The sequence below is a fragment of the Proteus sp. TSJ240517 genome (genome assembly GCF_047921575.1).
Taxonomy (GTDB): domain Bacteria; phylum Pseudomonadota; class Gammaproteobacteria; order Enterobacterales; family Enterobacteriaceae; genus Proteus.
This window is the reverse complement of record NZ_JBLRMH010000009.1, coordinates 136255-149890: the sequence shown is the minus strand read 5'-3', so window position 1 is coordinate 149890 and position 13636 is coordinate 136255. Positions and strand designations below refer to the sequence as shown.

Here is a 13636-nt window from a genome sequence, read left to right as displayed (position 1 = left end):
TTATGCAAGGTTACTAAAATTATTTATCAGTATCACCAGCGACTTTTAGTTTGTCGTAGATATAATTTTTATAACTGTTAACTAATTTCTCGTCTTCACAGTCATTTAATTTGCCTTCACATAAATGGCGCATTTGAATGTTTGCTTTGTAGAAAGGGGATAATGGCAAACGAGCACGCTCTAAGATCATGCCACCTAAGAAGCTAATATCAGTTAACTCACCCGTTGTTATTGGCGCACCTTGCGATAGATTATCTCTTAAGGTGAACTGAGTAATATACGCAGGGTTATTAAAAGGTGATTGATAATTTTTTAGCTCAATATTGGGTTGGTGATCACCAAAATAGAGGAACATCGTCGGTTTTTCTCTTTGTGTAACAAAATTAGAGAAATCTTTAATTGCTGGATCACTGGTGATGATCTTTTCCATATAGTGGCTAAATTTACCCGGTGCATTACTGCTTTCTGTATGACCTGTAATTTGGTACATATCTCTGTGTGATTCATCATAAGGACCATGTTCATACATGGTTAATGAGAATATAAACAGTGGCTTGTCAGTACGTTTTTTCAATACCTCTTCAACGTAACCTAGCATATCTACCGTCGATATTTTCCAGAGATTTTCTTCTAATATTCCAGGGTAGCCAAGCTCTTGAGGTTGAATGATTTCATCAATTCCCATTTTTTCATAAGCGTAACCTGCATGGTAAGCACTACGATTAAACGGAGTGAGTAAAACCGTGTAATAACCTTCTGCTTTGAGTTGGCGGAATAAACTCTCATTAAGATTATCGACAACAAAATAGAATACAGAGTTTTTACGCGCACCAAAGTCATCCGTATTTAACCCTGTTAATACTGAAAATTCAGAAAGCCAAGTACCACCACCAAAGGTTTGTACACGTAAAGGGCTTTGTGCACTGACATTTTCATCTTTTTGAAACATAAATAAATCAGGCAGTGCAACATCTGTATCAAATTGATAAATATGAGGATTAACCGTCGACTCTTGTAATAAAACGACAATATCAGGTTTTATGTCAGTTTGCGTTTCTGGCAATAAGGTTTTATTCGCTTGTTCAAGGAAATAATCTGCATTTTCCTTGAAATAAGGAGGGTGATAAGCCGTTTGGTAACCAGACATGATTAAATTAGTGACAGTACCTCGTCCTCCTGGAAGTGTGCCTTCCCATTCAGCTTGCCATTTTTCTACGGTGAAATGGATAGTAGTAAACCCAATAACCATTAAGAGTAAGCTACTTATACGCAAGACTGGGCGTGATTTTTTGGAAAAATGCCACGCAATAGACATATTGATAATCAGCCATATTAGCATTGCAACCAATGCAACGCCGGCTTCCCAATAATGGCCTAATGTCCCTAAATTAGAGCTATCAAAAGCCAAATCAAAATCAGAGAACATTAATGTTTCTTTGTAATAATGAACTTTGAGTTGATTAATAAACTTAGTTATCAGGAAAAGTGTGCCGGTGGTAATAACCGAAAATAAGACACGAGCTGATAAAAGAAAACAAAGAGAAAAAAGAATAAAATAAGCACCTACGGAAAGAAGTGCAGTATAAACAAACGTTGCTTTCTCAAAAACAATAAAGAGTGAGGCAATAAGAATAAGTGCAAGATAAGCACATCCTAATATTTTTTTCATATCTCTTCCGAGTATAGCGATAAATAATCAAGGGGATATTTTACAAATATTGTAGGCGATAACCTTAAATAGGCTAAATAATTTTACTTAGCCTAAGTTAACATTTGGATTTAGAATAATCCTTTGTCTCGTAAAATATGAAGATCTTTTTTGCGGCGAGTAAATCCAGTGCGGTCAAAATACTCTAAGATTTGTACTGCTAATTTACGCCCAACAGATAACTCATCACGGAAGTCCGCGGCGGTGACACTGCCATTACTTTCATTATATTTCACAATGATAGAGGCAAATTTTTCTATTGATTGGTGTGTATAGTAGCGGTCAGCAATAATTGGAATAATTAAACCTAATTGTGCTGCTTTACGTAATAATGAGCGGATCACTTTCTCATCACTTTTCATTTCATTTGCTAGATCACGTACCCACCAAGGTTCAGATTGCTCAAAATAGACTTTAGCATTTTGCCATAGCGCATCTTGTTCTGGAGAAAAAGCAAGACCATGAGTTGGAAGATGAAGCCAACCCCGACTTTGGCTAATAGCACCTTCTTTACGTAACTGATCAATTAAGTAATAGACCAATTCATCATGGTAAGTAGGTAGTGCCATCCGTTTTAAACGAGAACGACCCACACCCATTTGATCATTATGTTGTTGATGATATTCCTCAAGTGTATCGAGTAATTTCTGTTTTGCGTTATCAGCATTCTCTTTGGAAAGAATAACGCCAGCAACGCTCACTAGGTCAAAGGTTTCTAATAACTGAGTCAGCGCACTTTCAGTTAATTGTTGAGCCCAAGAAAACTGACTTAGAGAGAGTTCACCTTTTGGTAAACATAACGCTAAATTGGCACTGACGCTGTCTGCATTATCAAGTTGGTGTAACCAAGTTAGGAATTCAGCTTGTCGTTTGCCTCTACGTGGCGAGTGTAAAGATAAGACTTTCGCTGCGGCTAAGGTGCGTTGAGCACTGATATCACGCAAGATAAGTCTGTCGTTATCCACCAGCCAAAGGGGTTCATCTAGAATAAGCTCCGCTAACTGTGGTGTTTCATTAGCATCATTTAAAAGAGCAACACGACCCGTAATATGACGTGTACCGTGGTGAATATGTACAGGCTGCCAATGCTTTAAAGGTTCATCCACAATTAAACTGACTAATATTTTATAAGATTGATAATTAGGCGCTTGAGAAAGCAACCAGTCACCACGAGAGACGTTTTCTTTACTGACATCACCTGTGATGTTTATTGCAATACGATGACCTGCACCCGCACGTTCTACGGGCTGATTTTGTGCATGTAAGGCTCTTATTCTTACTGGTTTATCTGCACCCGTTAGCCAAAAGGTATCGCCAACAGAAATTTGTCCCGCAAGCGCAGTTCCTGTGACAACTAATCCCGCGCCTTTAATGCTAAACACACGGTCTATTGCTAAACGAAAACGCTTATGCCATTGAGGGTGTTGTTGTTCTTGCTGATGCAGATCAACAAGATAGTGGCGAAGCTCTGAAATTCCCTCCCCTGATGGGGCTGAGGTGGTAAAAATTTGAGGATCGTACCAACCTAAATTAGCTAACATCTCGGTTGTTTGTGAGCGAACTTCTTCTATTCGTTCTGGGGTAACACGATCTGCTTTGGTGAGAATAACGGTAACTTGAGGACAGCCAGCAAGACGTAAAATAGAAATATGTTCGATGGTTTGTGCCATAACGCCATCGTCACAAGCCACAATTAATAGCGCATGAGAGATCCCTCCAACGCCAGCAAGCATATTTGAAAGGAATTTCTCATGACCGGGAACATCCACAAAACCAATTGAAGTTCCATCGTCTTGACGCCAATAGGCATAACCTAAATCAATGGTCATGCCTCGTTTTTTCTCTTCAGGTAAATGGGTAGTATCTACCCCAGTAATTGCCTGTATAAGTGTGGTTTTTCCGTGGTCTACGTGACCTGCCGTCGCAAAAATCATAGTTAAAGTGCCTGTATTAATGCATTTTCATCCTCAAGACAGCGCAGATCAAGCCACAGGCGACCATCAGTAATTCGACCAATAATCGGCTTTTCTAAATTACGCCAATGCGCGGCTAACGCATCTAACTGGCTACCTTTTCCATTTTTGGCTTCAAAGGTAAGTGCTGCACTCGGTAAGCTTTCAATAGGTAACGAACCACTGCCTATTTGAGAAGCACATGAGGATATCGTGATATGGTAATTATCCCCATAATATGCCTGAAAATGAGGCAATAACCGTTGCGCCATGTCATTAATTTCTGTTTGTGTCCGAGTTAACAAACGTAATGTTGGAATTTCAACAGCCATTTTTTCAGGTTGCTGATAAAGGCGTAATGTGGCGCCTAAAGCAGCTAATGTCATTTTATCAACGCGTAATGCACGCTTTAAAGGATGGCGTTGAATAGCCTCAATCCATACTTTTTTACCTAAGATTATCCCCGCTTGTGGGCCACCTAATAATTTATCACCCGAGAAGGTAACAAGGTCGATACCTTGTTGTAGATAATCTTGAGGCATTGGCTCTGAAGGTAAGCCTAATGCGGCTAAATTAGTCATTGAGCCACTGCCTAAATCGATAGCAGTCGGTAAGTTCATTTCTTTACCAAGTGCGGCAAGTTCATCGCCATGCACTTCGGCGGTAAAGCCTTGAATACAATAGTTGCTAGTATGAACTTTCATTAGCAAACCAGTATTCTCATTAATGGCGTTACGATAATCTTTAAGGTGAGTACGGTTTGTTGTTCCCACTTCTTTGAGTGTACAGCCTGCTTGTGTCATCACATCAGGGATACGAAAAGCACCGCCAATCTCAACTAATTCACCACGAGAAACAACAACCTCTTTATTGGGTGCAACAGTTGCGAGCATCAGTAAAACGGCAGCAGCGTTGTTATTAACGATACAGGCATCTTCTGCCCCCGTTAACTCACATAACAAATCAGCGATAGCACGATCACGGTGTCCTCTTGATGCGCCATCAAGAGAATACTCTAAGGTTGCTGGTGAGCGCATAACTTGGCTAACTGCTTCAATGGCGGATTCTGCCATTAATGCACGCCCTAGATTAGTGTGTAAAACGGTACCTGTTAAATTGAAAACAGGTTTAATCGAGGATTTTCGTTGTAATGTAATGCGATTTTTTAATTCATCCACCCAATGGTTATGCCATTGTGGTAACTCATTTTCTTGACGAATAATGATACGCGCTTCTTCTTGTAACTTTCGTAAATGCTCTGCAATAAATGTCTGACCATAAGAAGCCACTAGGGCTTGAATGTCGGCTTGGTGCAGTAACTTATCAATAGACGGTAGTTGGCTGTAAAGTGAGCGCATATCATTTGTCATGCTAATACCTAATTATTATTCATTTGGGAACAGGAATGGATTAATGCTACTACGAGCAAAGCCTTCTTCTTCCATTTTTGCATCAAGAACAATAGACGCTAAATCGTCAGCGATAGCATCCACATTGGCATCTTTTTCTTGATATAAAATTTTCAGATAGCTTCCACAATCACCACAGCTTTCTGCTTTTACAGGCGCATTTTCGCTGTCTAAAGACCAGTAATTTAATTTACCTGTTAATTCGCAGTTGGTGCATTTAATGCGTACAACATGCCACTGCGTTTCACATAAATTACAGTGTAAATAGCGTAAACCTTGTGTTGTGCCGATTTGTACCATGCTTGCCACAGGCATACTGTTACAAACTGGGCAGAATTGACGATTTTCACCGTATTCTGTTTTAGCCTTACCAGGAATATTCGCCGCTAATTGTGCCCAGTAAAGAGACAAGGCTGCCCAAATAAAGACAGACTTATCTGCTGAGACTTTTGAATATTCATCATTGAGTAACGCAGTTGCCATTTCTTCTAATTCAGTTTCAGAAGCTTTAGAGAGATTTTCTAAAGTGATAGTAGCACTTTCAGGCACAACTGGACGTAATTCAGCAATAATCGAGGCTAATAAAGCATGCCAATGTTTACTGCGTTTGAATGTTTTTCTATCTAAAGGCGCTACACCGACTTGCTGTGTAAGGAGTGGGGCAAGATCGACGACTAATGGATTGTCATGAAGTGCTTTTTCTTGAGCCTTGACAATTTCTGCCGCAAATTCAAGGTAATCTGCGAAAGGATTATCTTTTGCTAGTGTTTGAAAACGTTCAGCACGACGTTGATAAAGGTTTTTCAGATTAGGGAATAATACGGGTGGAATAAAACTAATTCCTTTTTCTGATTGCTCTTTACCTAATTGCTCTTTAGGAACGATGCGAATACTCATAACGTTCTATCTTCCTATTATCATAAATTTTATAGTGAATACCCACAGGATTTGGCTTCAGAATAAATCAAATGCAAACACGAAGCCATGACAGTGGGTAATAATAGCGTGATTTTATTGTTTTTTACGTCTTAAAAACGGGCGTAAATTGAATAAAAAACGGAGGCTAACAAGCCTCCGTTTGTTCAGAAATACACTTTAGGGCATTATTTCTGTGACTGCTTTTCGGCTTCTTTTTTCTCTTCTTCGAGAATTTCACGATACCAACGAGGGTGATGCTTTTTAGCCCAACCACGAGTTACCCAGCCTTCAATCATGCTACGAATTGAACCTTTCACCCAGAACGCCGCATAAGCATGAACAAATACGGTGATTATCAGTAAGATTGCTGATAATGAGTGAACTAATAAGGCGATTCGAATCACTGGGATCGAGAAATATTCTGCAAAATAAGGGCGCCAAATGATAATGCCACTGACAGTCAGTAAGATAAGGCTGATACTTAACATCCAGTAAATACCTTTCTGACCAAGGTTGTAGTGACCAATATCGCCAGCTTCTTCATTTTGCAGTACTTTATGAATATTTTTAGCCCAGACTAAGTCATCTTTATCAATAAAGTTATACTTCAAGTATCTGAAGAACATAAAGAGAAAGAGAATGGCCATTGCACTACCCACAAATGGGTGTAACAGACGCGACAGTTCTGGTGTACCTAAAATATTCATGAACCAGTTCAGAGATGGGAAGAAGAAACCCAATCCGCTGATTGCTGTGAACAGAAAGACAATCACAACGACCCAGTGGTTTATACGCTCTGATGCGGTATGGCGAAGAATTTTATCACCTTTCTTCTTCATCATTTCTGCTCCTCCTTATTCACAGAGGTCTGTGTTTTAGAAGATGCTTCCATCTCTTTGAGCGCTTCTTCTTCATCTTCTTCAGTTGTGCGGTTTGGACCGACACCTAAATAATGGAAAATAGCACCCGCGAAGGTTGCGGCAAAACCAACTGCGGCTAATGGTTTCCAGATACCTTTCCAGAATTTAACGGTTGAGCTAATTTCTGGGTTTTCTGGTAAACCATGATACAGATTTGGTTTGTCAGCATGATGGAGAACATACATGACGTGCGTACCACCCACGCCTTGTGGATCGTAAAGACCCGCGTTGTCGTAACCACGAGTTTGCAGTTCTGCAACTCGCTCACCTGCAAGATTGATCATGGCTTCTTTCGAACCAAAATGAATCGCGCCTGTTGGGCAAGTTTTCACACATGCAGGCTCTTGACCGACTTCTACACGGTCAACACATAACGTACATTTGTAAGCACGGTTATCTTCTTCATTAATGCGAGGCACATTGAAAGGACAACCAGCGATACAATAACCACAACCAATGCAGTGTTCTGATTGGAAATCAACAATACCATTAGCGTATTGAATGATAGCACCTTCTGCTGGGCATGCTTTTAAACAGCCCGGATCAGCACAGTGCATACAACCGTCTTTACGAATCAACCATTCCAGTTTGCCGTTCTCTTCAACTTCAGAGAAGCGCATCACTGTCCATGATTTCGCCGTTAGGTCAGTTGGGTTATCGTAAACACCAACGTTAGTGCCAATTTTATCGCGAATATCGTTCCATTCAGAACAAGCAACCTGACAGGCTTTACAGCCAATACAGGTTGTTACGTCGATAAGTTTTGCCACTTCTTCCTTGTAATCCCGCACCTGTGGCGCGGGAGTAAGGGAATTGGTGGCAGAGCGACGAATAATGTCTTGGGATTGCAGTGACATAATTTATCTCCTTACACCTTTTCCACATTAACAAGGAACGCTTTAAACTCAGGCGTTTGTGTATTCGCATCACCCACGAATGGCGTTAACGTATTCGCAATAAAGCCTTTCACTGCAACACCTTCAAAGCCCCAGTGAATAGGAATACCAATGGTATCCACTTTGCGCCCATCAACATCAAGGGTTCTAATACGTTTAGTGACTACCGCTTTGGCTTTGATATAACCACGTTTTGAGCTGACTTTAACGGTATCGCCTTGAACAATGCCTTTTTCTGCGGCTAAACGCTCACCAATTTCAATAAATTGTTGTGGCTGAATAATCGCATTTAAGCGCGCGTGCTTAGTCCAGAAGTGGAAATGCTCTGTCAGACGATAAGTTGTACCGACATATGGGAAATCTTCGGCTTTACCCATATCTTCCCAGTCATCTTTAAAGATACGCGCAGCTGGGTTTGAAACCACATTCGGGTGCAGTGGGTTAGTACCCAATGGTGTTTCAATTGGCTCATAGTGTTCAGGGAATGGACCTTCTGCCATCTTATCGATAGCAAACAGACGTCCCATACCTTCCGGCTGCATAATAAATGGCCCTACATCAGAACCTGGTGCAGCGTTGCTATAGTCAGGTACATCAATACCTGTCCATTTGCTGCCATCCCATTCGATTAATTTACGTTTAGGATCCCAAGGTTGACCTTGTGGGTCTGCCGATGCGCGGTTATAAATAATGCGACGGTTAAGAGGCCATGCCCATGCCCAACCTAATGTGTTACCCAACCCTGATGGATCTGAGTTATCACGGTTAGCCATTTGGTTACCTTTCTCTGTCCAGCTACCTGCGAAGATCCAACAGCCACTTGCTGTTGTACCATCATCACGTAACTGAGTAAACGAGCTAAGCAGTTGACCTTTTTTCAGAATGATATTGCCATCAGCGTCTTTTAAATCGACTAATGCTCTACCATTACTTTCTTGTGCAACTTCTGCAGATGTTGGATTATCAGGATCAAAGTAATCCCAAGTCATATTCAACACCTGTTCTGGCATCGCACCGCCTTCCTCTTTATAGAGTTGGCGTAAACGATGGAAAATACCAGATAAAATCTCAGCATCAGGGATAGCAACACCTGGTGCATCACCGCCTTTCCAGTGCCACTGTAACCAGCGACCAGAGTTAACGATAGAACCGTCTTCTTCTGCGAAACAGGTTGTTGGTAGACGGAAGACTTCGGTCTGAATATCTTCTGTTTTAACGTCGTTCTCTTCACCGTGATTCTGCCAAAAACACGCTGTTTCAGTGTTTAGCGGATCCATAGTGATAAGGAATTTCAGTTTTGATAATGAACGAATAACTTTGTTCTTATTCGGGAATGAGGCAACAGGGTTAAAGCCTTGGCAGATATAGCCATTAACTTCACCTTTATCCATCATCTCGAAATATTGCAGAACATCGTAAGGTTTATCCCACTTAGGTAATAGTGAGAAGCCCCAATCATTATCACGTTGAGCATTATCGCCATAGAATGTCTTCATCATGCTGACGAAGAATTTAGGATAATTGCCCCAGTAGTTAACTTGTCCCGGTACTGTCGCTTTTGGCGTATTTGCAGCTAAGTAGGTTTCTAATGAAGTCTGCTTTTCAGAAGGCAGCGTCATATAGCCTGGTAAGCTTTGAGATAATAGGCCGAGGTCAGTTAAGCCTTGAATATTGGAGTGACCACGTAGTGCGTTAACACCGCCACCAGCCATACCCATATTACCTAACAGTAATTGGATCATTGCCATGGTACGAATGTTTTGAGCACCAACGGTATGTTGAGTCCAGCCTAATGCATACAGGAAAGATGCTGTTTTATCTTTCGCTGCTGTTTCAGCAATATATTCACAGACTTTTAAGAAATCATCTTTTGGTGTACCACAAATCTGAGTAACTACATCAGGCGTGTAACGGCTAACGTGTTGTTTTAACAGATTCCAGACACAACGAGGATGTTGTAATGTGGTATCGCGTTTTGCGAAACCATTTTCATCTATCTCGTAGTTCCAAGTGGTTTTGTCGTATTTACGTTTTTCAGCGTCATAGCCACTGAATAGACCATCGTCAAAATGATAGTCTTCACGGACAATCAAGCTGGCGTTGGTATAGGCCTCAACGTATTCTTTTTGATATTTCTTATTTTCGAGCAGGTATAAGATAACGCCCGATAAGAACGTAATATCAGTACCAGAACGAATAGGCGTATAGAAATCCGCAACAGCCGCAGTACGGGTGAAGCGAGGATCAATAACAATTAGCTTGGCGTTATTATGGATTTTAGCTTCCATAGCCCAGCGGAATCCCACAGGGTGTGCTTCTGCCGCATTACCGCCCATAACAACGATAAGGTTGGCATTTTTCATATCAACCCAGTGGTTGGTCATCGCACCGCGACCAAATGTTGGAGCAAGACTTGCTACCGTTGGTCCGTGTCAGACACGCGCTTGGTTATCGACAGCCAGCATCCCAAGAGCTCTTGAGAATTTCTGAGTTAAAAACCCAGTTTCATTGCTTGCTGCAGAGGCGCAAAGCATACCCGTTGTTAACCAACGGTTGACTTCAACACCTTCTTTATTGAATTTTTGGAAGTTGGCATCGCGGTCTTTTTTGATTAAGCGCGCAATACGATCAAACGTTTCTTCCCATGAGAGTTTTACCCATTTATCCGAGCCGGGTGCACGGTATTCAGGGTGTTTTAAACGACCTTCACTGTGGATGAAATCCACAAGACCAGCACCTTTAGGGCATAATGCACCGCGGTTTACTGGATGGTCTGAGTCACCTTCAATATGGAATATTGTTTCTTTTGCGTTTTTCGCGCCATCGCCCAGACTATACATTAATAGTCCACAACCGACAGAACAGTACGTACAGGTATTGCGGGTTTCGCGGGCTCTCAGTAATTTATACTGACGTGAGCCTGCTAGCGCAACTGCTGGTGCAAAACCGAGCGCCGCCGCTGTAGTACCTGCCATACCGCCAGCACAGATCTTAAAGAACTGTCTTCTGCTGACCTGCATGGGGTCTCTCCTCATCATACATTGCTTTTACTGACTCTGATTTTCTTCACGAAAATGGAGCTGATTGTTTTTTTATTCCTATTATCCTTAATAGGATCAGGTTCATTGCCTGATAGGTAGTGTAAAATCGTTTTACCCGTATTGTTATTATGTATTAATAAATTTAGGAATTCATCTTATGGATGAAACAAAATCGACAAAATTGTTAACTAAACGTGTAATCATTGGCATAGATCAAACAATTGTGCAACACAAAGGATCGCTTAGCATACAAGAAGACGATTATATTGCACTCGAAGTTCCTGTTGCATTAGTGTACAACGGAATCTCTCACGTTGTTATGATGGCAAGCCCTAAAAATTTAGAGTTGTTCGCTGTCGGATTTTCTTTATCCGAGGGCATTATAGAGTCTTCTAATGAAATTCGCAGTATTGAAATTGTGGAAAGTTGTAACGGAGGCATTGAAGTTCAAGTTGAATTATCAAGCCGACGCTTTATGGGATTAAAAGAGCGACGCCGCAATATGACAGGACGTACTGGCTGTGGTATTTGTGGAACTGAACAGCTAGAAGAGATTTTCCGACCTATCGCACCGTTACCTTTTACACAAACGTTCTCACTTTCAAATCTTGATAAAGCCTTAGAGCAGATGACAACCGTTCAAGAAATCGGTGAGCTAACGGGTTGTACACATGCTGCTGTTTGGTTGTCGCCAGAAGGTGAAATGCAAGGAGGATGTGAAGATGTCGGGCGTCATGTCGCACTTGATAAGCTTTTAGGTATGAAAGCACAAGAAAAGTGGTATGAAGGCGCGGTATTGGTCTCAAGCCGAGCAAGCTATGAAATGGTACAAAAAGCGGCTATGTGTGGTGCAGAAATTTTATTTGCTGTTTCTGCTGCGACCTCTTTGGCGGTTGACGTTGCTAATAAATATAATGTTACGCTGGTGGGGTTTTGCCGTCGCGGAAGAGCTACGGTCTTTACTCATCCACAACGACTGACTGACTAAATAAAATGAAAAATTTAAAAACAGGTGTAATCTTTTTATGTAACGATTGGCACCTGTTTAATTTTTCTTTTTTATGGCCACAATGCCCCTAACTTGTAATCCCACTCTTTAGGTTTGATGGGGATACGTCCTGCATTTGGGGTAAAGGTCATTTCACTAAAGATAAGCCTATTCTCAGACATTAAAAAATCAACTCGACAATAATTAAAGTCATTTGCCATTTTAGTGGCTAATTGCAACATATTTTCAAATTGAATTGGTTTTTCAACCAGTTCTGGTGTGTTGGGCGCTTCTAATGTGATGGGTTGTAACTGCCAATTTGTATCATATACATTTATATACTCATTCCCTTTGGTATCAGAAAGATCAATTTCAGCATAATGAGGCTGACCATTAAAACAGTGAAGACGACAAGTCGTTGGTATCATTGGATTTTGTGTGTCAAATAAATCAATATATTCTTCACAGATGATTTGAGCTTTGATATTTTTATAATGCCATTCACGCGTGACGGGATAGAGATTACGTTTTAAATGAAATTGAAGCTTTTTCTTTGCTTTTTCAAAATCAAACGTTGCTTTATCAAGGCAGATAATTGTACTACCACTATCATGATTACATTTGAGTACAAAACGTGAAGGAAGTTGAGTGATATCGATTTCATCAGGATGAGAATAGGTGTTAATGATAGGAACCAGATAGTGTGGGCCAATCTTTTCTATTACATAATCTCTGACTTTGATTTTATCTGCTAAGCGCGTATAAATTGGGTTTCTATCGAATAACATACGTGCATTGATTTTTTCATTAAGTGACGTTGGTTTTTTAAAGTTTGGTTGATAGCCTAAGTTACGAATAAACTTATTCTTTAAATACACTCGATCAGGTAATGCGATAGTTCGAAACTGTTTGAAGTAGTATTCTATGATTTTCATAAGCTAATGATTATTTTAAATAGATAAGTGAAATAAAAACTAATTTTTCTGTGAGTTAAACTTCTATCTAAAGAAATAATTAAATTAAATAGAAATTAAGAGAATAATGTCAGTTATTGATATGCTGATATTTTTTATTTATATAAAATTAGAAAGTATTAACGTGGGTTAATATTCAAAATACTTATTTTAATAAAAGGAAAAATGACGACATTAAGAGAGAGTTAATAAAAAGGAATATTGATTAAGAATATATTAATTTGATGACCATTTAGTTATATGAATTGGTTTATCCCAATTATTAAAGCGTAATCCTTTGCCGGTTCTATTTCCGTGAGTATCTAATATCTCATAGTACTCTTCAACGATTTGGCTACGACCACGTTGCCATTCATTGGTTGTTGCAAAAGGATCAATTAAATAGATATCACCGACAACAGTATATAACTCACCTAAATAGCGAACTTTTTTTGTACTACTATTTGAATAGTGAGAAAACATAATTTGGTAGGTTTTATAGTGTTCAGGCTGACCATAAGGGCCATATTTCATTGCAATATAACGGATACCTTGAGGATCAGAATGGCTTGCACCACCTGGAACAGGCATATCTGGCGTGATATTAAAAAGAGTATATCGAGAGGTTGCGGTCGGTTGTCTTAATGCTTGTCGATAACTTTGCGTATCAAGCCTAGAAGATCCCCATGTTCTATCCACCAGTCCATCTCCTGAATAACAAGAGAACGATAATCCTAATAATGAAAGAATTATAAATAGGGACTTAGCAGACATAAATACTCCTTGATTGCCATTATGATGCCAAAAAATAAGGTATTTGTTCCGTGAAACAGAGATGTATAACCCTGTTA

General features: G+C 40.2%; 10 protein-coding genes. 1 reads left to right on the top strand and 9 read right to left on the bottom strand.

The window, feature by feature from the left end; translation table 11 throughout:
- Positions 1-19 precede the first annotated feature (19 nt).
- The 7 genes from ACNARN_RS15495 to fdnG form a co-directional block, all read right to left on the bottom strand.
- Positions 20-1669, bottom strand: a complete 1650-nt coding sequence (locus ACNARN_RS15495) for an LTA synthase family protein (protein ID WP_416304653.1) — start codon at positions 1667-1669, stop codon at positions 20-22.
- 110 nt (positions 1670-1779) lie between these two features.
- Positions 1780-3642 carry a selenocysteine-specific translation elongation factor gene (selB, locus tag ACNARN_RS15490; RefSeq protein ID WP_416304652.1) on the bottom strand — a complete coding sequence of 621 codons (1863 nt, stop codon included), beginning with the start codon at positions 3640-3642 and terminating at the stop codon, positions 1780-1782.
- 2 nt (positions 3643-3644) lie between these two features.
- Positions 3645-5030: an L-seryl-tRNA(Sec) selenium transferase gene (gene selA, locus ACNARN_RS15485; RefSeq protein ID WP_198620281.1), complete on the bottom strand. Its 1386-nt coding sequence runs from the start codon at positions 5028-5030 to the stop codon at positions 3645-3647.
- A gap of 15 nt (positions 5031-5045) precedes the next feature.
- On the bottom strand, positions 5046-5966 hold the full coding sequence (gene fdhE / locus ACNARN_RS15480) for a formate dehydrogenase accessory protein FdhE (RefSeq protein WP_109373342.1): 921 nt from the start codon (positions 5964-5966) through the stop codon (positions 5046-5048).
- Between the two features lie 206 nt (positions 5967-6172).
- Positions 6173-6829, bottom strand: coding sequence for a formate dehydrogenase cytochrome b556 subunit (gene fdoI, locus ACNARN_RS15475; RefSeq protein ID WP_109373343.1), 657 nt, complete (start codon positions 6827-6829; stop codon positions 6173-6175).
- Positions 6826-7764 (bottom strand): formate dehydrogenase subunit beta, encoded by a 939-nt coding sequence (fdxH, locus tag ACNARN_RS15470; protein ID WP_023583348.1) that lies wholly within the window; start codon positions 7762-7764, stop codon positions 6826-6828. Before fdxH ends, fdoI begins: the two co-directional genes overlap by 4 nt.
- A gap of 11 nt (positions 7765-7775) precedes the next feature.
- On the bottom strand, positions 7776-10823 hold the full coding sequence (gene fdnG, locus ACNARN_RS15465) for a formate dehydrogenase-N subunit alpha (protein WP_416304651.1): 3048 nt from the start codon (positions 10821-10823) through the stop codon (positions 7776-7778).
- A gap of 178 nt (positions 10824-11001) precedes the next feature.
- Here fdnG and fdhD point away from each other — a divergent pair, with 178 nt between their 5' ends.
- Positions 11002-11832: a formate dehydrogenase accessory sulfurtransferase FdhD gene (fdhD, locus tag ACNARN_RS15460; protein WP_416304650.1), complete on the top strand. Its 831-nt coding sequence runs from the start codon at positions 11002-11004 to the stop codon at positions 11830-11832.
- 71 nt (positions 11833-11903) lie between these two features.
- On the opposite strand, the gene ACNARN_RS15455 is transcribed toward fdhD, so the two are convergent.
- Both ACNARN_RS15455 and umoA read right to left on the bottom strand, forming a co-directional pair.
- On the bottom strand, positions 11904-12767 hold the full coding sequence (locus ACNARN_RS15455; protein WP_416304649.1) for an ATP-grasp fold amidoligase family protein: 864 nt from the start codon (positions 12765-12767) through the stop codon (positions 11904-11906).
- A gap of 255 nt (positions 12768-13022) precedes the next feature.
- Positions 13023-13559, bottom strand: a complete 537-nt coding sequence (gene umoA, locus ACNARN_RS15450) for a UmoA family flagellar biogenesis regulator (RefSeq protein WP_416304648.1) — start codon at positions 13557-13559, stop codon at positions 13023-13025.
- Positions 13560-13636 lie beyond the last annotated feature (77 nt).